General features: G+C 74.2%; 19 protein-coding genes. 14 read left to right on the forward strand and 5 right to left on the reverse strand.

The window, feature by feature from the left end; genetic code table 11:
• Positions 1-161: 161 nt before the first annotated feature.
• Positions 162-1511 (forward strand): helix-turn-helix transcriptional regulator, encoded by a 1350-nt coding sequence (locus ABGB06_RS24285; protein WP_347592867.1) that lies wholly within the window; start codon positions 162-164, stop codon positions 1509-1511.
• Positions 1512-1572: 61 nt separating this feature from the next.
• On the opposite strand, the gene ABGB06_RS24290 is transcribed toward ABGB06_RS24285, so the two are convergent.
• Positions 1573-2199 (reverse strand): TOPRIM nucleotidyl transferase/hydrolase domain-containing protein, encoded by a 627-nt coding sequence (locus tag ABGB06_RS24290; RefSeq protein ID WP_347592869.1) that lies wholly within the window; start codon positions 2197-2199, stop codon positions 1573-1575.
• A gap of 128 nt (positions 2200-2327) precedes the next feature.
• On the opposite strand from ABGB06_RS24290, the gene ABGB06_RS24295 reads away from it, so the two are divergent.
• Positions 2328-2930, forward strand: coding sequence for an HAD family phosphatase (locus ABGB06_RS24295; RefSeq protein WP_347592871.1), 603 nt, complete (start codon positions 2328-2330; stop codon positions 2928-2930).
• 30 nt (positions 2931-2960) lie between these two features.
• On the opposite strand, the gene ABGB06_RS24300 is transcribed toward ABGB06_RS24295, so the two are convergent.
• On the reverse strand, positions 2961-3704 hold the full coding sequence (locus ABGB06_RS24300) for an RDD family protein (RefSeq protein WP_347592873.1): 744 nt from the start codon (positions 3702-3704) through the stop codon (positions 2961-2963).
• Positions 3705-4027: 323 nt separating this feature from the next.
• Here ABGB06_RS24300 and ABGB06_RS24305 point away from each other — a divergent pair, with 323 nt between their 5' ends.
• From ABGB06_RS24305 to ABGB06_RS24340, 8 genes are all read left to right on the forward strand, one after another.
• Positions 4028-4651 carry a helix-turn-helix domain-containing protein gene (locus tag ABGB06_RS24305; RefSeq protein ID WP_347592875.1) on the forward strand — a complete coding sequence of 208 codons (624 nt, stop codon included), beginning with the start codon at positions 4028-4030 and terminating at the stop codon, positions 4649-4651.
• A 155-nt stretch (positions 4652-4806) separates the two neighbouring features.
• The gene (locus ABGB06_RS24310; RefSeq protein ID WP_347592877.1) at positions 4807-5304 is read left to right on the forward strand and encodes a TIGR02611 family protein; all 498 of its coding nucleotides are present in this window, start codon (positions 4807-4809) and stop codon (positions 5302-5304) included.
• A 93-nt stretch (positions 5305-5397) separates the two neighbouring features.
• Entirely contained in the window at positions 5398-6624 is a 1227-nt protein-coding gene (locus ABGB06_RS24315; protein WP_347592879.1) for an FAD-dependent monooxygenase, read from the forward strand.
• A gap of 45 nt (positions 6625-6669) precedes the next feature.
• Entirely contained in the window at positions 6670-8208 is a 1539-nt protein-coding gene (locus ABGB06_RS24320; RefSeq protein ID WP_347592881.1) for a hypothetical protein, read from the forward strand.
• A 73-nt stretch (positions 8209-8281) separates the two neighbouring features.
• Positions 8282-8680, forward strand: coding sequence for a helix-turn-helix transcriptional regulator (locus tag ABGB06_RS24325; RefSeq protein WP_347592883.1), 399 nt, complete (start codon positions 8282-8284; stop codon positions 8678-8680).
• A 144-nt stretch (positions 8681-8824) separates the two neighbouring features.
• Complete coding sequence (gene modA / locus ABGB06_RS24330) at positions 8825-9610, forward strand: molybdate ABC transporter substrate-binding protein (protein WP_347592965.1); 786 nt, start codon at positions 8825-8827, stop codon at positions 9608-9610.
• Entirely contained in the window at positions 9607-10464 is an 858-nt protein-coding gene (modB, locus tag ABGB06_RS24335; protein ID WP_347592884.1) for a molybdate ABC transporter permease subunit, read from the forward strand. Before modA ends, modB begins: the two co-directional genes overlap by 4 nt.
• Positions 10461-11597 carry an ABC transporter ATP-binding protein gene (locus ABGB06_RS24340; RefSeq protein ID WP_347592885.1) on the forward strand — a complete coding sequence of 379 codons (1137 nt, stop codon included), beginning with the start codon at positions 10461-10463 and terminating at the stop codon, positions 11595-11597. Before modB ends, ABGB06_RS24340 begins: the two co-directional genes overlap by 4 nt.
• Here the strand turns inward: ABGB06_RS24340 and ABGB06_RS24345 are convergent.
• Positions 11585-13486, reverse strand: a complete 1902-nt coding sequence (locus tag ABGB06_RS24345; protein WP_347592887.1) for a glycoside hydrolase family 97 catalytic domain-containing protein — start codon at positions 13484-13486, stop codon at positions 11585-11587. The two genes, ABGB06_RS24340 and ABGB06_RS24345, sit on opposite strands and share 13 nt — an antisense overlap.
• A 561-nt stretch (positions 13487-14047) precedes the next feature.
• On the opposite strand from ABGB06_RS24345, the gene ABGB06_RS24350 reads away from it, so the two are divergent.
• On the forward strand, positions 14048-15271 hold the full coding sequence (locus tag ABGB06_RS24350) for a glucuronoxylanase (RefSeq protein WP_347592889.1): 1224 nt from the start codon (positions 14048-14050) through the stop codon (positions 15269-15271).
• Between the two features lie 114 nt (positions 15272-15385).
• On the opposite strand, the gene ABGB06_RS24355 is transcribed toward ABGB06_RS24350, so the two are convergent.
• A complete protein-coding gene (locus ABGB06_RS24355; protein ID WP_347592891.1) occupies positions 15386-16216 on the reverse strand; it encodes a phytanoyl-CoA dioxygenase family protein in 831 nt (276 codons plus the stop codon).
• 72 nt (positions 16217-16288) lie between these two features.
• On the opposite strand from ABGB06_RS24355, the gene ABGB06_RS24360 reads away from it, so the two are divergent.
• Both ABGB06_RS24360 and ABGB06_RS24365 read left to right on the forward strand, forming a co-directional pair.
• Positions 16289-17101 carry an AraC family transcriptional regulator gene (locus tag ABGB06_RS24360; RefSeq protein WP_347592893.1) on the forward strand — a complete coding sequence of 271 codons (813 nt, stop codon included), beginning with the start codon at positions 16289-16291 and terminating at the stop codon, positions 17099-17101.
• 58 nt (positions 17102-17159) lie between these two features.
• A complete protein-coding gene (locus ABGB06_RS24365; protein WP_347592895.1) occupies positions 17160-18029 on the forward strand; it encodes a VTT domain-containing protein in 870 nt (289 codons plus the stop codon).
• On the opposite strand, the gene ABGB06_RS24370 is transcribed toward ABGB06_RS24365, so the two are convergent.
• Complete coding sequence (locus ABGB06_RS24370; RefSeq protein ID WP_347592897.1) at positions 17950-19548, reverse strand: alkaline phosphatase D family protein; 1599 nt, start codon at positions 19546-19548, stop codon at positions 17950-17952. The two genes, ABGB06_RS24365 and ABGB06_RS24370, sit on opposite strands and share 80 nt — an antisense overlap.
• A 584-nt stretch (positions 19549-20132) precedes the next feature.
• Here ABGB06_RS24370 and ABGB06_RS24375 point away from each other — a divergent pair.
• Positions 20133-21620 carry an alpha-L-fucosidase gene (locus ABGB06_RS24375; RefSeq protein WP_347592899.1) on the forward strand — a complete coding sequence of 496 codons (1488 nt, stop codon included), beginning with the start codon at positions 20133-20135 and terminating at the stop codon, positions 21618-21620.
• Positions 21621-21677 lie beyond the last annotated feature (57 nt).

Raw genomic sequence — 21677 nt, forward strand, 5'->3', positions numbered from 1 at the left:
GAGCGGCGTGTTTGGATTGACCCCAGCCTGTGGGGTGTTCCGTCCCGGCCTCCACGGTTGCCGGGGCCTTCGGGACGGCTGGGACGCCCGTGGTGGCCCTGACCTGGGGGAACGCGGTGCCCCTGGGACGCGGATCCGGGATGTGGAGGGCAGGGGAAGCGATGGCGGGGGACAGCTTTTCGGAGCTCCTCGGGCAGTTGAAGGAGCGGTCCGGGCTCAGCTACGGCGTGCTCGGGAAGCGGCTGCACGTGAGCGCGTCGGCGTTGCACCGGTACGTCAGCGGGGAGGCCGTTCCGGTCGACTACGCGCCCGTGGAGCGGTTCGCGCGGGTGTGCCGGGCGACTCCCGAGGAACTGGTCGAGCTGCACCGGAGATGGGTGCTGGCCGATGCCCGACGACGGCAGAAGGCGACCGTGGCGCGTGAGGAGCGGGCCGAGGCCACGGACGAGGACCCGCAGCCGGAGCCGGAGCCGCAGCCGCGGCCGGAGCCGCAGTCGGAGTCGGAGCCCGTTTCGGTGCCGGACGCGGAGTCGAAGGGCGCGTCCGTGACCGGGCGGCGTCGGCGCGTCGCCGTGCTGGCGGGGGGAAGCGTGGCCGCGGTCGCCCTGTCGGCCGCGCTGATCGCGAGCCTCCTCCCCGGCGACGCCGACGCCGGCGGCAACGGCGACGAGGCGGCTGTCGGCGACGGCGGGGCCGAGCGGCGACCCGCGGGCGACGCCTCCGCGGGCGGCGCCGACCCGGAGTCCGACACCGAGACGGGTTCCGGCGCCTCGTCGGGCGGCGGCTCCTCGGAGTCCCCCTCCTCGGCCTCCCCCGACCCCGACGCGTCGGATTCGGCCGCCGCGGGCGGATCGGGTGGTGCGGAGGCCGGCGATGCCACCGCGCCCACCGTCGTCGTCGAGCCGTACGACTGGCCCAGCCAGTGCGAGGCGCACTATCTGGTGGACCAGGAACCGGCCCAGGTGCCCCCGCCGCCGTCCGAGGACAACGCGCGGGGGTGGGTCACCGCGCTGGGCGGGGTCGCCGCCGGGGAACAGTGGGTGCGGCTGACCGTGCAGGGCACGGGGGAGGACACCGTCGTCCTGGAAGGGCTGAACGTGTGGGTGGTGGGCAAGGACACGCCGCTGACCTGGAACGACTACGTCATGGGCACCGACGGGTGTGGCGGCCCGGTGGAGACGAGGCACTTCGGCGTCGACCTCGACGCCGGGCGGCCGGAGGTGACCCCCGAGGGCGGCGAACGGGACTTCCCGTACTCGGTGAGCGAGAACGACCCCGAGGTCTACTACGTGGCCGCGGGCACGCAGGCGTACGACGTGAGCTGGTACCTGGAGCTGGAGTGGTCCAGCGGCGGCCAGCGCGGGACGGTGCGGATCGACGACGAGGGGGAGCCGTTCCGGCTGAGCGCCAACGAGGGGCGGCCGGCGTACGACTATCCGCTGGGCTACAACGACCGGTGGGAGGTCAACGACGGGGTGGGCGGCGCCCCCACGGGCGAGGCCCAGGACTGACGGGCACGCCGCGACCCGGCCGCCGCGGCTGGTCGGGAGGGTCTCCTGCTCGCCCCGGTGGTCAGAGGGTGGCGAGCAGATCGTCGAGGGGAGCGGGTGCGTCGGCGGGGTCGAGGGCCTCGACGAGGACGCGGCCGTAGTGGATCTTGCGGCCCTTCTTCGTGCCGAGGAAGCGCCGCAGCTGCTGCTGTGAGGTGCGCTCCCGCTGTGCGGGCTGGCGCAGGAAGGTCCGCAGGGCGCGCAGGTCGCCCTCCGCGCGGACGAGCTCCGCCACCCGGGTCACGCCGAGCGCCCGGATGAGCTCGTCCTCCAGATCGGCCGCGCAGACGAAGATGCCCTGCTGCGCGACCCTGGCCCGCTCCCAGCCGCGGGCGTAGTAGCCGAGCTCCGCCTCGTCGCAGAGTCCGGTGAGGCGCAGGCCCAGGCCGGGCGGTCCGAGGAGGTGGGCGAAGCGTCCGACGCTCATCGCGCCGCCCATGGACAGGACGCAGACGCCCTCGGCCGCCAGGTCCCGACCGCGGCTCGCGGCGAGCGCGTTGACCGCCGCGACGTCGCTCGGGCCCTCCAGCAGGACGGCCGTCCGGACGGGCAGCCGCGCCGCCCACGCGCGTGCCGTCTCACCAAGCTCGCCGGGGCCGCCGGCCGCCCACGCGGTGACCGCCTCCCGGAACGCCCCCATGTCGGTCATGGGTCGAGTCTCCGCCGTTTCGGCCCACCGCGGTAGGGGTTTTCGCCGGCGCGTCGACCGGCGCCGCATCCCCGGGCGGGTCCGGCCCTCCTCGGTTCCCGCCCGGTGGGTCGGCGTATCGTCCACGCATGCAGCCGAAGGTGGTCTTCTTCGATCTCGGGGACGTGGTCTGCCGGTTCCGTCCGCGGCGGCGGACCGAGGCGCTGGGTGAGGCGTGCGGGGTGAGCGCCGAACGGGTGGAGCGCGCCCTGTACGCGTCCGGGCTCGTCGAACGCTGGGACCGCGGCCTCGGCTCGGCCGCGGAGATCCACCGCACGGTGCGGGAACGGCTGGGCTATCCGGGGGATCTCGCGGCCCTCCGGGAGCTGTGGTGCCGCGCGTTCGAACCCGATCCGCGGGTGCTGGCGCTGGTGGACGGCGTGCGCCCGCTGCGCACGGCCCTGCTCACCAACAACGACCAACTGCTCCTGGACGCGCTGCCGACGGAGCTGCCCGAGGTCGCGTCCCGGTTCGACGCCCTGCTCTTCTCCTGCCGGTTCGGCGCCACCAAGCCCGCCGCGGACGTGTTCCGGCAGGCCCTCGACGCGATGGGCTGCGCCGCGAACGAGGCCGTGTTCGTCGACGACAGGGCCGCGAACGTGGCGGGCGCCGAGGAGGTGGGGATCACCGCGATCCGGTGCACCGGCGCGGCCGAACTGGGCGCCGCGCTGGACCGCGTTCTGGGGCGGTGACCACCGCGCCGGCCGGCGCGGTCGGGGCCGTCAGGGCCCGGGGGAACCGGCGGTCTCCTCGGGGACGTCGCCGCGCCGGAAGCGGACGGCGCGGCCGGAGGCGATGACGGCGCGGGTGCCGTTGACGGTGGCCGTCGCGGCGGCGCGGAGCATGCCGCCGGTGACCGCGCTGCCCGCCACGCCGTCGGCCAGCGACCGGCCGGAACCGACCGCGCTCGGCAGCGCGTTGGCCCAGAACAGCACGATCGCCGCGAACCACACCACCGCCGAGGCCGCGAACCCGCCGCTCAGCAGCAGGCAGCAGGCCAGCGAGAACACCCCCACGTCGGCGACCGTCGTCACCGCCGCCCGGCGCGCCGCCCGCCCCGGGCTCAGCCGGCCGCCCTCCTGGCCGCGCGTCACCACGCGCAGGCCGAGCAGCGCCTTGCCCAGTGTGCTACCGGTGAACGCCAGCGCCAGCCACTGGTAGAGAAAGGTGGCCAACACCAGGGCGCCGAAGGCCTGTTGCACGGCCCCGATGGCGCTGTTCCACACCGACCGGCCGAAGTCCTCGCCCGCGCCGGTCGGGTCACCGCCCGAGGTGAGCAACTCCCAGGCGCCGGTGCCGACCAGCCCCGGCACGTCGGTCACCATCGCGCTGATCCGGTGGAAGGTGAAGATCCCCAGACCCACCGCCGCCGCCACCACCAGCGAGAAGTCCAGCAGCCAGGCCAGCCCCCGCCGCCAGGTGGCGGGCCGCCGCGCCCTCGGCGTCTCCTCGCGTCGCCCCCACATCACCGCACCGCCTCCGAGAGCTCGGGTCCGCCGTCCACACCGCGCGGTACGCGGTACCACGAGGGACGCGCACACCCCGGGAGCGGTTGCACGAGCGCGCGCGCCGGCCACCACGGGACGGCCGGGCGGCGCGCCCGGGTTGTGCGGGCGGAGCCGCCGGCGCGCGTGATCGTCGGCTGGCGCACCGAGCTGGTCATGTGCGTCACTTACTGTCAATATGACACTTGGTGATTCGATCCCAGCGTGATTCAGCCCGAGCGTGATTCGACCCGAGCGTGAGCGGAGCGACCGGCATGGCATCGGCCAAGCGCGGCGGAGGCGGGATGAGTGAGCAGCGCCGCCATCGCCTGCGCCTGGAGATCTCGCGGGAGGCGTCCCGGCTGTTCTGGGAGCAGGGCGTGGACGCGACCAGCGGCGACCAGATCGCCGAGGCCGTGGGCCTGTCGACGCGCACCATCTGGCGGCATTTCCGCAGCAAGGAGAGCTGCGCCGAGCCCATCGTGACGCAGGGCGTGGAATGGGAGATGGCCACGTTGCGCAGCTGGCCGCCGGCCCTCTCCCTCGAACAGCATTTCGCCGCGGAGAGCGCCAGGCACCGCCGTGAGGCCAGTGACGTCGAGTTGGCGGACATCAGGCTCGCGATGCGGATGATCCTGCTGGCCGACCGGGAGCCGGCGCTCCGCACCGCCTGGCTGATGGCCTGCGACCAGGTGGAGCGCGAGCTGGCCGGGATCATCGCGGGCCGGCTGGGGATCCCGGCCGAGGACCTCCGGGTGCGGCTGCACGCCGCGGCGGCCTCGGCCGCCCTGCGGGTCATCAACGAGGACATCGGCGCCGCCATCCTGGGCGGAGCCGACCTCGGGGAGTTCGCCGACGCCCCGGAACGGGTCGCGCACGCCGTCCGCGAGGCCACCGGAGGGGCCGTGGGGGATCCGATCGCCTCCTGAGTGTCGCGCCCGTCACGTTCCGGGAGTGCGCCTGGGGCGGATGTGACGCGTGTCGATGTGAGCTCCAGCTACTTGCCTCCACTGTCACTTAGTGACAGGCTCGGGGTTGGCGGTGCCGGCTGCCACTAAGGGGGTTGACCTTTCGGATGGGCCACATGGATCTGCAGAGTCCCGACGGGATCGCCCGTGGTCAGGGACGCGACGTCGAGTCCGCGCCGGATGACGGTGCCGTGCCGGTCCCGGAAGGTCCGAGCACGGTCGGAGAGCCCGTGAAGAAGGAGAAGCCGCTCGGCTCCCGCGCTCCGCGGTTCGTGAAGAGTTCCCGCGCCCTCCACCTGGGCTGGCAGGTCGGGGTGTTCCTGGTCGGTCTGGTGGTGGTCGTCGCCGGCGTGATCATGCTGCCGCTGCCCGGACCCGGCTGGCTGGTGATATTCGCCGGCATGGCGATCTGGGGGACCGAGTTCGTCTGGGCGCAGCTGGTGCTCCGGTGGACCAAGCGCAAGGTCTCGGACTTCGCGCAGCGCGCCCTCGACCCCAGGGTCCGCCGCCGCAACATCATCCTGACCTCGGTCGGCCTCGTGATCTGCGCCGTGCTGCTGTCGATCTACCTGTGGAAGTTCGGCATCGCCATGCCGTGGAGCATCGACGACTGAACGTCCCGGAAGCCGGGCGTCGCGGCCGTTCGGCCGGGCTCACCACCCGGGGACCGGATCGCCGGCCACGTGACCGGCTCGGTGCCCGGCCCGATGTCCCGTGCCGCGCCCCAGGAAGCCCTCAGCAAGCAGAGCGAGGCCCCCATGCCGCAGCGCGCCGCGACCGTCGTCGGCGGTGGCATCGGCGGCCTCGCGGCGGCCGTCGCCCTGCGGCGCCGCGGCTGGCGCGTCGAGGTGCTGGAACGAGCCGGGCGGTTCACCGAGATCGGCGCCGGCATCTCGCTGTGGCCGAACGCGCTGCGCGCCCTCGACGCGCTCGGCCTGGCCGACGCGGTCCGGACACTCGGTGCCGTCGAGGTCGCCGGCGGGCTACGCGACCGGCGTGGCCGCTGGCTGTCCCGCACGGACAACGCGGAGCTGGTGCGCCGTTTCGGCCATCCCCTGGTGGTCCTGCACCGCGCGGAGCTGCTGCGGGTGCTCGCCCAGGCGTTGCCCGCCGACAGCCTGCGGCCGGGCAGCGGGGTGTCCGCGGTCCGCGACGCCGGCGACGGGAGCCACGGCCCGGTCGTCGAGCACGCTGGGGGAGAGTCGGGGGCGGACCTCGTGGTCGGCGCCGACGGGCTGCGCAGCACGGTCCGCCGCGCGCTGTGGCCCGACGCGGCCGGCCCCCGGTACGCCGGTTACACCGGCTGGCGCATGGTCACCGAGCCGCTCGCCGAGCCGCCCGCGGAGGGCGCGGCGACCTGGGGCCGCGGCGCCCGGTTCGGCTACACGGCGCTGCCGGGCGGGCGGATGTACTGCTTCGCCACGGCGTCGCTGCCGGCGGGCGGGGGAACGGGCGCGAGCGCGTCCGAGCACGCCGAACTGCTGCGCCGGTTCGGGTCCTGGCCGGATCCCGTCCCCGCCCTGCTGGCCGCCGTCCCCGCGGACGCGGTGCTCCGCCACGACCTGTACGAGCTGCCGCCGCTGTCCTCCTTCGTCCGCGGCCGGGTCGCGCTGCTCGGCGACGCGGCCCACGCCATGACCCCCAACCTGGGCCAGGGCGCCTGCCAGGCGCTGGAGGACGCGGTCACCCTCGCCCACTGCCTCGACCGCACCCCGGACGTGGCCGCCGCGCTCCGCTCGTACGACCGGCTGCGCCGCCCGAGGACCCGGGCCGTCACGCGCCGCTCCGCCCGGCTCGGCGCGATCGGTCAACTGGCGTGGCCGCCCGCGGTGTTGCTGCGCGACGCGGCCGCCCGGCTGACGCCGAGGCGGGCGACGCTGCGTTCCATGGCGTCGGTGCTTGACTGGACGCCACCCGGTGACCCGAGTCGGTGACCCGACGGGGATCCTGGTGACCACGACGGAGAGCGGGGGTCGCTGATGCCGGACTGGACGTACCACCCGCTGCGCGGCGCGGCCGCCGCCGTCCTCGGCCGGCGCCGGTCGCGGCGAACGGCACTCCGGCTGCTGGCCGCCATCGGCTCCCGGCCCGCCGGCGCGCGGCTCATCGCCCGGGGGTTCGGCCACCGCCACCCGCCCGAGCGGCTGGCCGGCGAGGTCGCCGGCGTGCCCGTGGCCGCCCGCCTCGGCCTGTCCGTCCCGCCGTCGCTCGCCCACCAGGCGGTACGCGCCATGCCGCCGCTCGGGGCGGGCTTCGTCGAGGTGGCGCCCGTCTCGGCGGCCGACGCCGATACCGTGCGCGAGGCCGCCGCCGGCCGTTCGATCCCGGTGGTGGTGCGCGCCCGGGACGCGGCGGCCGAGGCCGCCCTCCGGCCGCATGTCGACGGGTTCACCAGCGGCGACGACCCGCGTCTGGTCCCCGTCACCGACCCGTCGATCACCCCCGCGGCCGCCGCGCTCGGGGAGCCGGGCGCCGTCGTGCTGGCCAGGCCCGCGGTGCTCGTCGCGGCCGGACCCGCCTGGTTCGCCCGGGTCGCCGAGGCCGCGACGCCCACCGCGTCCGCCCCGGCGTTACGGGACGTCGGCCGCGATCCGCGCCGGTGGCCCGCCTGGTGGTGGGCGCTGCTCGTCGGGCTCGGCATGACGGTCGCCGGGCTCGGCGCCGCGGCGATCACGCTCGGCCCGGTGCTGCTCTGGTACGACCGCGACTACCTCGGCATGACGCCGCACGACCTGCGCGCCGCCAACCACCACGTCGTGCACTTCCTCCAGCACGACCGGATCACCATGGCCGGCACGATGGTGGCGCTCGGCGCCCTCTACACGGGCCTCGCCGTGGGCGGGATCAGGCGCGGCTGGCCCTGGGCCCGCGACGTCTACCTGCTCTCCGGGGCGATCGCCTTCCCCACCCTCCTCTACTTCCTGGCCACCGGCTTCGTGGAACCCCTGCACACGGCCACCGCCCTCGTGCTGTTCCCGATGTTCGTGCTCGCGGTCCGCCGGACCCCGCACGCGCCGCGGTGGCGCCTGGCGCCCGAGGGGCCGGAGCCGGAGCGCCGCCGGGCGCTGACCGGCCAGCTGCTGCTGATCGTCACCGGAGCCGGGCTGTTCGTCGGCGGAGCGGTGATCTCGGTGGTCGGCCTGACCGGGGTTTTCGTGCCGACCGACCTGACCTTCCTGGGCACCAGCGCGCGGTCGCTGGAGGCCGTGAACCCCCGGCTCGTGCCCTTCATCGCGCACGACCGCGCGGGGTTCGGCGGCGCGCTGATGGCCGCCGGTGTAGCGATCGTCCTGCTCAGCGCGTGGGGCTGGCGGCGCGGCGAGGCCTGGGTGTTCTGGACCCTGGCCGCGGCGGCGGCCGCCGGCTTCCTGCCGGCCGTGACGGTGCACGGCGCGATCCGCTACACCGACCTCGTCCACCTCGCGCCGGTCTACGTCGGCATCGCGCTGACCGGCACCGGACTGCTGCTCGCGCGGCGGTACCTCTGCGCCAGGACGCCGGCGGGGCCGCGGGGCTGACGCGCCGCCCGGCGCCGTTCGCGGGCGGCCGGCCGCCGGTATTGTGCGGCCTGATCCGGGAGGGATGCGGGAGATGCCGTACTACACCATCGGCCAGGCGGCGCGGCTGCTGGGCGTGAGCGCCGACACCGCGCGCCGGTGGGCCGACGCCGGCCGGGTGGCGACCCACCGCGACGACGGCGGCCGCCGGGTCATCGAGGGCCGGGACCTGGCCGCCTTCTGCGTCGAGGTCGCCAGGACCGGCGGCGCGGGTGGCGAGGAGGTCCCCTACACCTCCGCGCGGAACGCGTTCCCCGGCATCGTCACCGCCGTCGAACTGGGCGATGTGGCGGCCCAGGTGGAGATCCAGGCGGGGCCGCACCGGCTGGTGTCGCTGCTGACCCGCGAGGCGGTGGAGGAACTCGGCCTGGCGGTCGGCGTGGAGGCGACGGCCCGGGTGAAGGCCACCAGCGTGCACATCGACCGGACCTGACGGCCGCGCCAGCCGACACCGCACCGGCGAACCGAACTCCCGATTCACCTTGCCTGTGCGAGGAGACGGGGATGTTCTGCCTCGCAGATGCGGCTCTATGATGAGCGGGTGAACGGCCGAGAGAAGTTCCGTCACGCGCCCCGGATGGTGCGGCTGACCGCCGCCTGCGCCGCCGTGCTGCTGGCGCTGAGCGCCTGCTCCGACTCCGGTTCCGGCTCCGACGCGTCGTCGTCCGACGCGGCGGGTGGGCCGTCCGGCACGGTGACGGTCTTCGCCGCGGCCTCGTTGGAGGAGACGTTCACCGCGCTGGGCGAGGACTTCGAGGAGGCCCACCCCGGCACGGAGGTCGAGTTCAGCTTCGGCGGCAGCGACAGCCTCGCCGCCGGCATCACCGGCGGCGCCCCGGCGGACGTCTTCGCCTCGGCCAGCCCCGCCACGATGGAGATCGTCACCGAGGCGGACCGCGCCGCCGGCGAACCGACCGTCTTCGTGCGCAACCAGCTCCAGATCGCGACCCTGCCGGGCAACCCCCACGACATCGCCTCGCTGCGGGACCTGGCCGATGACGAGCTGCAGGTCGTGCTGTGTGACGCCGAGGTGCCCTGCGGCGCCGCCGCACAGCGGGTCCTGGACGCCGCCGGGATCGAGCTCACCCCCGTCTCCTACGAGCAGGACGTCAAGAGCGCCCTGACCAAGGTGGAACTGCGGGAGGCCGACGCCGCGCTGGTCTACCGGACGGACGTGAACGCCGCCGGCGACGCGGTGCACGGCGTGGCGTTCCCCGAGTCCGCCGAGGCCGTCAACGACTACCCGATCGTCGAGCTCCAGGACGCGCCGAACGCCGACGCCGCCCGGGCGTTCATCGACCTGGTCACCACCTCCGCCGAGGGCCAGCGGGTGCTCACCGACGCGGGGTTCCTCGCGCCGTGACGCGGACCGACCAGCCCGGCGCCGCCCTACGCACCCGCACCGGAGAACCCCGCGACCGCCCCGCCGCCGGCGCGCGGGGCCGGGTCCCGGTGCCGCTGCTGGTGCCCGCGCTGGTCGGCCTGGCGTTCCTGCTGCTGCCGCTGGTCGCCCTGCTCGTCCGGGCGCCGTGGCACAGCCTGCCGGAGCAGCTCGGCAGCTCCCACGTCTGGGAGGCCCTGCGGCTGTCGCTGCTCACCGCCACCGCCGCCACCGCCGTCAGCCTGCTCCTCGGCGTGCCGCTGGCGTGGCTACTGGCCCGCACCGACTTCCCCGGGCGCGGCGTGGTGCGCGCCCTGGTCACCCTGCCGCTGGTGCTGCCCCCGGTGGTGGGCGGCGTGGCGCTGCTGCTGGCCTTCGGCCGCAACGGGGTCGTCGGGCAGTGGCTGGACGCCTGGTTCGGGATCACCCTGCCCTTCACGACGACCGGCGTCGTCGTGGCCGAGGCGTTCGTCGCCATGCCGTTCCTGGTCATCAGCGTCGAGGGCACGCTGCGCGCCGCCGACCCCCGTTACGAGGAGGCCGCCACCACCCTCGGCGCCTCCCGGCTCACCGCCTTCCGCCGGGTCACGCTGCCGTTGATCGCCCCGGGTGTCGCCGCGGGCGCCGTGCTGGCCTGGGCCCGGGCGCTGGGCGAGTTCGGCGCCACCATCACCTTCGCCGGCAACTTCCCCGGCCGGACCCAGACAATGCCGCTCGCCGTCTACCTGGCCCTGCAGAGCGATCCGGCCGCCGCCATGGTGCTCAGCCTCGTCCTCCTCGCCGTCTCCGTCGCGGTCCTGGCCGCCCTGCGCGACCGCTGGCTGACCACGCCATGACCAGCCACTCCGTCCGCCCCGACGACACCGGCACGGCGCGGGCCGTCCCCCGGCCGGATCCGGGTGGGCTGGACGCCCACCTCGTGGTCCGGCGGGGCGCCTTCCACCTCGACCTCAGGCTCGCCGCCGCCCCCGGCGACGTCGTCGCCCTCCTCGGCCCCAACGGCGCCGGCAAGACCACCGCACTCCGCGCCCTCGCGGGACTGACCCCGCTCACCGCGGGCCATCTGCGCCTGGACAGCGCCGACCTGGACCGCACGCCACCCGAGGCCCGCCCCGTCGGCGTCGTCTTCCAGGACTACCTGCTCTTCCCGCACCTGTCGGCCCTCGACAACGTCGCCTTCGGCCCCCGCTGCCAGGGCACGCCCAAGGCCGCGGCCCGCGCCCTGGCCGCCGACTGGCTGGACCGCATGGGCCTCGCCGACCACGCCGCCGCCAAACCGCGCCGGCTCTCCGGCGGCCAGGCCCAGCGCGTCGCGCTCGCCCGGGCCCTGGCCGTTCGCCCCCGCCTGCTGCTCCTCGACGAGCCGCTGGCCGCGCTCGACGCCCGCACCCGGCTGGACGTCCGCGGCCACCTGCGGGACCACCTCGCGGACTTCGACGCCGTCGCCGTGCTGGTCACGCACGATCCGCTGGACGCCATGGTGCTCGCCGACCGCCTCGTCGTCATCGAGGACGGGCACACCGTCCAGCAGGGCGCGCCCGCCGACATCGCCCGCCGCCCCCGCACCGACTACATCGCCCGCCTCGTCGGCCTCAACCTCTACCGGGGCCGGGCCGACGGCCACGCCGTCCACACCGACCCCACCGACGGCGGCGCCGCGATCGCCACCGCCGAACACCTCACCGGACCCGCCTTCGTGGCCTTCCCGCCCAGCGCCGTCACCCTGCACCACGACCGCCCCGACGCCCCCGGCACCGGCACCGGCGCCGGGGGCGTCGCGGCCAATCTCTGGCGCTGCCGGGTCGCCGGACTGGAAACCCACGGGGACCGGATCCGCGCCGACCTCACCGGCGACCTCCGGCTCACCGCCGAGGTCACCACCGTCGCCGCCGCAGAACTGCGGCTGCGTCCCGGCCTCGACGTCTGGGCGACGGTCGCCGCCGCCCAGACGCACGCCTACCCGGCCTGACCGGACTCCGGCTCAGCCGGCTCCGGGGAGAGGCGCACCGCGAAACCGCCGTTCTCCGCCGTCGTGATGTCGAGGGTGTCGTCCCGGGTCACCGTCCGGGTCTCGCTGGCCAGTCCGCCGTTCCCGTCGTCGTGGACGATCTCGGCGACGTACTCTCCCTCGCCCAGGAAGTCCAGCGGGGCCGGGACCGTCCGGGCCCCGCCGGCCGCGATCCCGCCGAGGAACCAGTCGCTGCCGTGCTGGCGCGCGACCACGGCCAGCTCCCCTGGCTGCCCGGCCACGAGCCGGGTCTCGTCCCAGGTGGTCGGCATCCCGGCCAGGAACTCCTGGGCCAGCGGGTGTTCGCGGTAGGACTCGGGACTGTCGGCGAAGTGCTGCCAGCCCGACTCGTACACCACGGAGAGCGCCAGCTCGTGGCCGTCCGAGGTGCTCCGGGCGTCCGTGGAGAACGTCACCGGCGTGTAGTCCATCGACCCGACGACGTTGCGGGTGAACGGCAGGATCACGTTGTGGACCGGGCCGCCCGCGTCGTCCCATTTGTAGTACTCGGCGCCACGGACCGACTCCATGGTCAGCACGTGCGGCCAGGTCCGCTGGATGCCGCGCGGCAGCGTCGAGCCGTGGAAGTTCACCATGAGTTCCAACGCGGCGGTGTCGGCCAGCACCTCCTGGTACCAGGCCATCCGCGCCTGGCTGTCGGAGTCCATGAAGTCGATCTTCACGCCGGCCACGCCCCAGTCCTTCCACTGGGTGAGGGCGGTCTGGCGCTGTTCCTCGGTCTCCAGGGCGTCCCAGCGGGTCCAGAGGATGATCCGGACGCCGCGGTCGGCCGCGTAGTCGACGAGCTCCGGCACCCAGTCGGCGTTCCAGCCCTCGTCGACGAGCACGTACGGCCAGCCGACCTCGGCGGCGTGGTCCACGAAGCTCCGCTGGGCCTCCGGGCTGGTCGGGCTCTGCGAGTCCGACCACCAGGACCAGGCCACCGCCCCCGGCTCGACCCACGAGGCGTCGTCGACCCTGGAGTCCGTGGCGAGGTCGGTGACCAGGTCCGACTCCACGACCTGGGCCAGGTCGCCGACGATCGCCACCCGCCACGGCGTGTGCATCGTGCCCGCCGACGTCGCCGCCTCCTCCGGCAGCGTGACGCGGAAGGTGTCCGTCGCGCCGTCGAGGGCGAGCCGGGTGCCGCCGTACTGGTCGAGGAGGTCGGACTCGGTCAGCATCAACCAGTCGTCGTCGCCGACCTGGAGCAGCGCGGGATAGGCGTACTCGGTCCCGGCGGCCTCGCCCACCGTGGTCTCGACGCCCGGCGTCTCGTAGTTCGAGGTGCCGGGGTAGGTGTGCAGCCAGGCGGGCGACTCCGGCGCGACCCGGAAGGCGGACGCCTCGCCGGTCACCGACACCTCGTCGTCGGCGCCCTCGGCGGGGACGACGTACCGGTAGGCCACCCCGTCGTCGGCGACCCGGACGACGAGGTCCATCCGGGCGCCGTCCGCGGTGGCGAACGCCAGGGTCAGCTCGCGCAGTTCGGAGTCGTGCTGCTGCCGCTTGCCGGCCGGCGTCGCGTACGTCTCCTGGACGGTGGCGGTCTCCTCGGACAGGAGCGTCAGGCCCGTGGTGAAGTCGGCCTCGGTGGTGGTCAGGCCCAGCGGCGAGGAGCCGAGGACGGAGGTCTCGCCGCGCTGGACGGACAGCGAGAGCGCGCCGTCCGCGGTCAGTTCGACCGTGGCCGACAGCCCGGAGTCCGGGCCGCCGGGCGGCTCCTCGACGGTCCACACTCCGGCGTCGGACGTTGCGCCGGCCGCGGGCTGCGGGCCCGCCCAGGACAGCAGCGAGGCGAGGGCCGCGAACGCGACCAGGGACGACGGGAAACGTGACCTGCTTCTCATGAACTCTCCCGAGTCTGTGCCCCCTCGGGTCCTTGGGACCCCGCGAGGAGGAGGCATCACATCACTGGACAGGCAGCAGCATTGGGAGAGCGTCCCACCCGGCGGCGGTCCGCACGCATCGCCCCGACAATGTCCATGACATGTGCACCAGCGACGTGGTGGCGGTCACCGACCTCTCACATGCGTGGCCCGCCCCGCGATCGCCGGGCGGGCGGCGGGAACTCGTCGCCGATGGGTTGACGGTGGTGGGTTGGGTCGTTAGCGTGCCCAACGATTCAGCATTCTGCACAGAGTTCGCATGCTCGAACAGTTGCATGATGTGAGCGCCCCGCCCCCCATCCTCCGCACCACGGCGAGTCCCTGGTCATGCCACAGATGGGAGCGCTCCCATTCGGAGAGTCCATCGAGGCGTGATCAGGAGGAGCAATGACGCTACGCCGGAACGAATCGCACGAATCGCAGGGAGCCCACGGAGCCCACGGAGCCGACGGAGTCCGCGAGACCAACGGATCCGGGGCGTCCGGGCCGGAGTCGCCGAGTCGGAGGGCGGTGCTGGGGGCGATGGGCGCCCTGCCGGTCCTCGCGGCCGGGACGCCGGCCGTGGCCTCGGCCAGAACGCCGGCCGCGGCGGCGCTGGCCGACGTGGTCGTCAACCCGTCGGCGGAACGGCAGACGATCCGGGGCTTCGGCGGCATGAACCACACGGTGTGGATCAGCGACCTGACCTCCGCCCAGCGGGACACCGCCTTCGGGAACGGCACGGGGCAGCTGGGCTTCACCGTGCTGCGCGTCCCGGTGCACGAGGACCGGAACAACTGGAGCCGCGAGGTCGCCACGGCCCGGCGCGCGGTCGAACTGGGGGCCACCGTCATCGCGTCGCCGTGGAACCCGCCCGCGTCGATGATCGAGAACTTCTCGGGCGGCCGCCGACTGCGCTACGACCAGTACGGCGCCTACGCCCAGCACCTGAACGACTTCGTCTCCTTCATGCGGAGCAACGGCGTCGAGCTGTACGGCGTCTCGGTGCAGAACGAGCCCGACTACGCGCACGACTGGACCGCGTGGACCCCGACCGAGATGATCCGGTTCCTCAAGGAGAACGCCGGATCGATCAGCACCCGGGTCATCGCACCGGAGTCCTTCCAGTACGTGAAGAGCTTCTCGGACCCGATCCTCAACGACTCCGCGGCCCTGGCCAACATGGACATCCTCGGGGCCCACCTGTACGGCACCTCGTTCGGGAACTTCTCCTACCCCCTCTTCCAGCAGCGGGGCGCGGGCAAGGAACTGTGGATGACCGAGCTGTACTACCCCAACAGCAGCGATTCCGCCGACCTGTGGCCGCAGGCGCTCGACGTGGGCGAGCACATCCACCGGGCCCTGGTGGACGGGCAGTTCCAGGCGTACGTGTGGTGGTACATCCGGCGCGGCTACGGCCCCATGCGGGAGGACGGGCAGATCAGCAAGCGCGGCGCGAACATGGCGCACTTCTCGAAGTTCGTCCGCCCGGGACACGTGCGGGTCGACGCGACCGCCAACCCGGCGTCGAACGTCTACACCTCGGCGTACAAGAGCGGCTCCCGGATCGTCATCGTCGCCGTCAACAAGAACGGCTCGTCGGTCAGTCAGCGGTTCGTCCTGACCGGCAGCGGCGCGACCCGGGCGTCGTCCTGGATGACGAACTCCGGCAGCAACCTCGCGCCGCAGAGCGCGATCGGCGTGTCGGGCGGCGCGTTCACCGCCCAGCTGCCCGCGCAGAGCGTGACCACCTTCGTGGCCGAATGAACCGGACCACCGTCCGTCACCCGCCCGGCGGCGCGCGGTAGCCGCCCTCGGCAGCCGCCACGCGCCGCCGGGCGGGCCGGACTCGGCGTGGCCCGGGCGACGACCGCGGCGTTTCTAGCGGTCGCCGCCCGGTGCCGCGTCGGACTGTGCCGCGTGGGACGGCGGCTCGAAGGGCGGGAAGTGCTCGTCCGGCAGCGGGGCGCCGGGCGCCAGGCCGAGCGGGTCGGTGACCGGGTGCGCCGGTTCGGCCGCGAGGCGGGTGTCGGCGTCGATGTAGATGACGACGTGCGCGATGCGCGGGTCGTCGGTGTGGTTCGGGGTGGCGGTGTGCGCCAGCCGGGAGTGGTGGAAGGTGCAGTCGCCGGCCCGCAGCGGGACGGTGACCCGCGGCCGGTAGCGCAGGTCGGGGACGAGGTTCATCAGGTCGTCGTGGTCGGTGAGGTCCTGGGCGCGCAGGCCCGCCAGGTGCTGGCTGCCGGGGATGAACGTCATGCAGCCGCGTTCCGCCGGCACGTCGACCAGCGCCACCCAGGCGGACAGCGCGTGCCGGGAGCCGGCGTGCGGCCAGTACGGCTGGTCCTGGTGGAACTCCGTGGCGGCGCCGTTGTGCGGCTCCTTGATGAGCAGTTGGTCGTGCCACAGCCGCAACGGGGTGCCGGCCAGCCGGGTGGCGAGGCCGGCCAGGCCCGGGTCGAGCGTCAGCTCGCGGAGCGCGTCGCTGTGCTGCCAGAGCTGCAGCAGCTGCGTGAAGGCGGCGCCCGAGTGGATGTCGCTCAGCCGGTCGCGGGCGGCGCCCGCGGCCTCGGCGTAGCGGGCGGCGTCGGTCCGGGAGATGACCCCGGGCAGGTGCACGAAACCGTCGCGGCGGTAGCGGGCGACCTGTTCGTCGGTGAGCGTGTCAGGGGTGGTGCGGGGGCGTTCTGAGGTGTCCGAGGTGGATGTCATGCGTCCCACGGTCGCGGGGTGCCCGTGGGTCTGCACAGTACGAAACCGCCCGTTCTGTAGCACAATCCTGTCGTGCATCGGGTGCGCAGGGCGGACGTCTTCCCGCCGGGCGAGCAGCACGTGGTGGCCGAGGGACTCCTCCTGACGCGGGCCGCCGCGCCGCACAGCCACGACTTCCTCGAGCTCGCGGTGGTCACGGGCGGCAGCGCGGTGCACGTCTCGGCGGCGGGCGAACGGCCGCTGAGGCGCGGCTCGGTGGTGCTGCTGCGCCCCGGCGACTGGCACGGCTACGTCGCCTGCGCGGGCCTCGCCGTCCACAACGTCTACATCGGCTCGGAGGTGCTGGGCCACGAGCTCGCCTGGCTGCGGGCCGACCCCCGGTTCGCCGCGGCGTTGCACGGCGCGGCCGCGCTGCCGCGGCTGACCGGCGCCGGGCTGGCCCTGGCGGAGTCGTGTCTGGCCGCGCTGGCCGCGGGCGGGGCGGCCCGGGAGGTGCGGGTGGGGCTGCTGCTGGCCGTGCTCGGCGGGGCCCTGCCAGCGGGCGGCGCGGAGGTCGCGCGGCCGGACCCGGCGGTGACGGCCGCGGCGCGGCTGCTGGAGGCGGACCTGGCGGGCGCGTGGACGGTCGAACGGCTCGCCGCCGCGGCCGGGTTGTCCCCGGGGCGGCTGGCGCGGCTTTTCACGCGCCGGATGGGGGTGCCGCCGATGGCCTATCTGGGGCGGCTGCGGGCGGAGCGTGCGGCGGCGTTGCTGATCGAGACGGAGCTGCCGGTCGCGGCGATCGGGCGCCGGGTGGGCTGGCCGGACCCCAACTACGCCAGCCGTCGATTCCGCCAGCACTTCGGCCTCAGCCCGGCCCGGTACCGGGAGCGCTTCCGCGCGTAGCCGCGCGGTCACCCCTGTCGCGACGGCTCGGGCGTCTCGGGAGAGACTGGCCCGCATCATGGTCGACCACGTCTCGCCGTCCGCGGCGCGCCCGCCGGGGCTGGCGGGCCGCGCCGCGCGGGCCGTCGTTTCGCCCTGGGGGCGGCTGGTGTTGCTGGGGCTGGTCGTGGCGGGGGTCGCGGGCGTGGTGCTCGGCACGGGGGTGGGCGACGTGCTGGACCGGCGGTCCGGCGACGAGGCTCCCGGCGTGGGCGTCGGGCTCCTGTGCGTGGGCGTCTACGCGGTGGGCACCTTCGCCCTGCTGCCCAAGCCGGCGTTGAGCGCGGGCGCGGGGGCGCTCTTCGGGGCCGGGTTCGGCCTGCTGGTGGCCGTGGTCGGCACCACGGTGGGCGCGTTGCTCGGCTTCGCGGCCGGGCGCCTGCTCGGGAGCGACGCGTTGCGTCCTGTGGCGTTGCGCTGGGGGCGGCTGCGGACGCTCGACCGGCGGCTGTCCGACCGGGCCTTCGGCAGCGTGCTGATGCTGCGTCTGGTGCCGGTGCTGCCGTTCGCGGCGGTCAACCTGGCCGCGGCCCTGTCGCGGATGCGGTGGCCGCCGTTCGCCCTGGCCACGTGCGTCGGGACTCTTCCCGGCAACGCCGCCTGGGTGCTGGCCGGCGCCTCGGCGAGCTCGCCGACCTCGTGGGGCCTGTGGCTGCCCGCCGCCGCGGGCGTCGCGCTGCTCGGCGCCGCGCGGCTGTGGCCGTGGGCGCGGCGCGGGGGGACGGCCGGAGCGCCCGCCTCGGCCGAGGGGTTTCGGCGGGCGCTTCATCGGCCTCCTGAGGAGGGATCCGTCGTTCGTCAGCGGGCGGTCAGCCGGCCTGGACGCCGGGGCGGCGGTCCTCCACGACGTAGCTGGCGCGGGTGGAGATCGGCGCGCCGGGGCGGGTGACGTAGGGCAGCACGCGGAAGTCGCTGCGCCAGCGCTCCCTGGTGACGTTGACCCGGACGTAGCCGCGCTGCGAGTTGAAGAACTTCATGTGCGGGTTGGCGGCCAGGAAGGTCTCCCCGTCCGTGGTCATGTCGGAGCCGTCGCCGCCGCTGCTGATCGAGGTGCCGACGAACTCGCTGGCCACCGTGGGGGAGTCGGGGTCGGAGAAGTCCCGCTTGAGGTCCCAGGCGTAGTTCTGGTGCCGGTCGCCGGTGATCACCACCAGGTTGCGCACGTCCTGGTCCGCGGCGGCCGCCAGCACCCGGTCGCGGTCGGCGACGTAGCCGTCCCACGGGTCGAGCCAGACCAGGGTGGTCTCGTCGCTGGCGTCCTTGTCGGTCTGGCCCATCGGGGCCTGGTTGCCGAGGATCTGCCAGCGGGCCGACGAACGACGGAACCCGTCGAGCAGCCAGCCGCGTTGCTCCTCGCCGAGGATGCTGCGCCGCGGGTCGAAGCGGTCGACGCAGTCGGCCGACTCGCCGTCCCCGCACGGCTGGTCGTCCCGGTACTGGCGGGTGTCGAGCATGGTGAGGTCGGCGAGGCGTCCGTAGGTCAGCCGCCGGTGCAGCCGCACGTCGGGTCCCGCGGGCATCTGCGCCCGGCGCAACGGCATGTTCTCGTACATGGCCTGGAAGGCCATGGCCCGGCGCTGGCGGAACACCGCGGGGTCCTGGTCGGGTTCGGTGTCGGCCTGGGAGAGGTCACCCGCCCAGTTGTTCTCCACCTCGTGGTCGTCGATGGTCATGACCCACGGGAAGCTGGCGTGGGCGGCCTGGAGCGGCGCCTCGGACTTGTACAGCGCGTACTGCAGCCGGTAGCGGGCCAGGTCGAACGTCTCGCCGTGGAAGCGGGGGTCGACGGTGACGCCGCGCCGGTTGGTGCCGACGCCCGACTCGTAGAGGTAGTCGCCGAGGTGCACGACGAGGTCGAGGTCCTCGGCGGCCATGTGCTCGTAGGCCGTGTAGTAGCCGTCCTGCCAGGCCTGGCAGGACGCGAAGGCGAAGTTCAGCTCGCGGGGGTTGGCGTGGGTCGCGGGCGCGGTGCGGGTCCGGCCGACCGGCGAGATCTCGCCGGCCGCGCGGAACCGGTAGAAGTAGGCGTGGTCCGACTCGAGTCCGTGGATCTCCGGGTGCACCGAGTGGCCGAGTTCCGGCGTGGCCAGAACGCTCCCGCGCTTGACGACGGAGCGGAACCGTTCGTCGCGCGCGACCTCGTACTCGACCCGCACCGGCCGCGCCGGCATGCCGCCGGTGCCGTCCACCGCGAACGGGTCGGGCGCCAGGCGGGTCCACAGCACCACGCCGTCGGGGAGCGGGTCGCCCGAGGCGACGCCGAGGGTGAAGGGGTTGCCGGCCTTGAGGGGTGCGGCGGCGGCGACCGAGGCGTTCCACGCCCCGGTCCCCACGAGCACGGCGGCGGCGCTGGCGCCGCCGAGCGAGAGCGTCTGACGGCGGGACAACGATCGAGCGGATCTGGCCATGAACATCCTCCATCGGTGAAAGGGCAGGTGGCCCCGGCCGATGCTGTGGAGTGAAGCTGACGCCAGCCCGCTCCCCAGATGGCCGTCGGATGAAGGCCCAGGGTCCTGGGGGGTGTTGCGGGGCCGTCCCGACCGGCGACGATGCGGGGAGATCCGTGCGTCGGCAGAGGAGGCCGGTCGGCCGCGGCTGCCCGGCTCGGCGCGCGGCGGGAGCCCCGGGCCGGCGCTGACCAGGCGCCGCCCGGACGCCGCCCACCGGGTGGGGGCCGAGGCGGGCGAGCGGCTCGTCACGGTGGAGATGGGCTATCGGCGCGGCGATGTCCGGAGGGCGCACCAGGGTCACGGTCTGACGGTCGCGTTCGGCCGGGAGGGGCAGGCGGCGCCGGCCTCGTGGGCCGCGCCCGCGAAGCCCCACCGGACCAGGGCCGGCGGCTCGTTGGTGTGTATCGAGCGTAAAGATCAGATCTCTACCTCGCTGTTGACAGAGTTAAAACGATTTTCCACCATGATCTGACGACAATTGATCGGATGGCTTGGGTGCGGATCGGGCCGCCCGGTCGATCTGATTCGACGTGAGGTGAGACATGCACCGCAGCAGCATCACCCGACGTTCGTTCGTGACCACGGCCACCGCGCTGGGCGTCGGGGCCGCCTCCCTGCCAACGGGAGCCCGAGCCGCCGGCGGCTCGCCCGGCCCCTACCTGCCGACGGACGAGTCCCTCTCGACCCACCCCACCCCGCAGTGGTGGAAGGCCGCGAAGTTCGGCATCTTCATCCACTGGGGCCCCTACGCGGTCCCGGCCTGGGGCGCCCCGATGTCGTACCAGGGCGCCGAATGGTACATGTACGGCATGCGCATCGCCGAGACCCCGGGCGGCACGCACGAGCACCACCGGGACGCGTGGGGCACCGCGTACCAGTACGACTCCTTCATCCCGCGGTTCACCGCCGAACGGTACGACCCGGACGCCTGGGTCGACCTCTTCGAACGCGCCGGCGCCCGCTACTTCGTGCTGACGTCGAAGCACCACGACGGCTTCCAGCTCTTCCCCAACCGGGCCTCCAACCGCAACTCCGTGATGATGGGCCCGCGCCGCGACCTGGTCGGCGAACTCTTCGACGCCGCCCGCCACTCCCGGCTCAAGCGCGGGCTCTACCACTCGCTCGGCGAGTTCTACAATCCGGCGCTCGCCGCCCCGCCGTGGGACGCCTACACCCTCGAACCGATCCCGTACACCGGCTACAAGCACGTCGACGACTACGTCTCCCAGTACCTGCACGTCATGATCAGGACCCTGGTCGAACGCTACGACCCCGACCTGCTGTGGGGTGACGGCCAGCACTGGCACGTGGACCTCGGCGCGGGGGAGATCTTCAAACCGCAGGACATGGACTGGCGCGGCAACGAGATCCTCGCCTACTTCTACAACAACGCGGCCAACCGCCCGCGCCCCAAGGAGGTCCTGGTCAACGACCGGTTCGAGGCCGACCACCGGGACCACGCCGTCCTGGAGAGCGACAAGACCGGCTACACGCTGCGCCCCGACCCGTGGGAGGCGTGCCTGACGTTCGGCCGGTCGTGGGGCTACGACACGAACGACGTGCCCGGCGCCACCAAGACCGGGACCGACATCGTGCGGCTGCTGGTCGACATCGTCAGCAAGAACGGCAACCTGCTGTTCAACGTCGGCCCGCGCGCCGACGGCACGATCCCGGAGTGGCAGGCCGAGCGGCTGCTGGAGGTCGGCCACTGGCTCGACACGAACGGCGCCGCCATCCACGACAGCACGACGTGGACCCGCGCCGAGGACCCGGACCTCCGCTACACGATCAGCGGGGAGGCGTTCGACGAGGCGTTCAACATCGTGGGGCTGAACTGGCCCGCGGGGCCCACGGTGACGGTGCCGGCCGACCTGCCGGTCGCGAGCGACGCGCGGATCCGGCTGCTCGGCAGCGGCGACGAGCGACCGCTCGACTTCCGGCGCACCGACGCCGGGATCGAGATCGACCTGCCGGCCCGGAACCCGAACCGGGACGGCTACCCGTTCGTCCTGGCGGTCACCGGCCCGTAGCCGACCGGCGGGAGGTCAGTAGGAGACGCGGGCGGCGACGGCGCGGTGGTCGGAGTA

The organism is Streptomyces sp. B6B3 (assembly GCF_039871525.1).
Classification (GTDB): Bacteria; Actinomycetota; Actinomycetes; order Streptomycetales; family Streptomycetaceae; genus Streptomyces.

Coding starts and splice junctions, on each gene's coding strand:
- ABGB06_RS24285 (WP_347592867.1), top strand. CDS start 162: ATGGCGGGGGACAGCTTTTCGGAGCTCCTCGGGCAGTTGAAGGAGCGG.
- ABGB06_RS24290 (WP_347592869.1), bottom strand. CDS start 2,199: ATGACCGACATGGGGGCGTTCCGGGAGGCGGTCACCGCGTGGGCGGCC.
- ABGB06_RS24295 (WP_347592871.1), top strand. CDS start 2,328: ATGCAGCCGAAGGTGGTCTTCTTCGATCTCGGGGACGTGGTCTGCCGG.
- ABGB06_RS24300 (WP_347592873.1), bottom strand. CDS start 3,704: ATGTGGGGGCGACGCGAGGAGACGCCGAGGGCGCGGCGGCCCGCCACC.
- ABGB06_RS24305 (WP_347592875.1), top strand. CDS start 4,028: ATGAGTGAGCAGCGCCGCCATCGCCTGCGCCTGGAGATCTCGCGGGAG.
- ABGB06_RS24310 (WP_347592877.1), top strand. CDS start 4,807: ATGGATCTGCAGAGTCCCGACGGGATCGCCCGTGGTCAGGGACGCGAC.
- ABGB06_RS24315 (WP_347592879.1), top strand. CDS start 5,398: ATGTCCCGTGCCGCGCCCCAGGAAGCCCTCAGCAAGCAGAGCGAGGCC.
- ABGB06_RS24320 (WP_347592881.1), top strand. CDS start 6,670: ATGCCGGACTGGACGTACCACCCGCTGCGCGGCGCGGCCGCCGCCGTC.
- ABGB06_RS24325 (WP_347592883.1), top strand. CDS start 8,282: ATGCCGTACTACACCATCGGCCAGGCGGCGCGGCTGCTGGGCGTGAGC.
- modA (WP_347592965.1), top strand. CDS start 8,825: ATGGTGCGGCTGACCGCCGCCTGCGCCGCCGTGCTGCTGGCGCTGAGC.
- ABGB06_RS24340 (WP_347592885.1), top strand. CDS start 10,461: ATGACCAGCCACTCCGTCCGCCCCGACGACACCGGCACGGCGCGGGCC.
- ABGB06_RS24345 (WP_347592887.1), bottom strand. CDS start 13,486: ATGAGAAGCAGGTCACGTTTCCCGTCGTCCCTGGTCGCGTTCGCGGCC.
- ABGB06_RS24350 (WP_347592889.1), top strand. CDS start 14,048: ATGGGCGCCCTGCCGGTCCTCGCGGCCGGGACGCCGGCCGTGGCCTCG.
- ABGB06_RS24355 (WP_347592891.1), bottom strand. CDS start 16,216: ATGACATCCACCTCGGACACCTCAGAACGCCCCCGCACCACCCCTGAC.
- ABGB06_RS24365 (WP_347592895.1), top strand. CDS start 17,160: ATGGTCGACCACGTCTCGCCGTCCGCGGCGCGCCCGCCGGGGCTGGCG.
- ABGB06_RS24370 (WP_347592897.1), bottom strand. CDS start 19,548: ATGGCCAGATCCGCTCGATCGTTGTCCCGCCGTCAGACGCTCTCGCTC.
- ABGB06_RS24375 (WP_347592899.1), top strand. CDS start 20,133: ATGCACCGCAGCAGCATCACCCGACGTTCGTTCGTGACCACGGCCACC.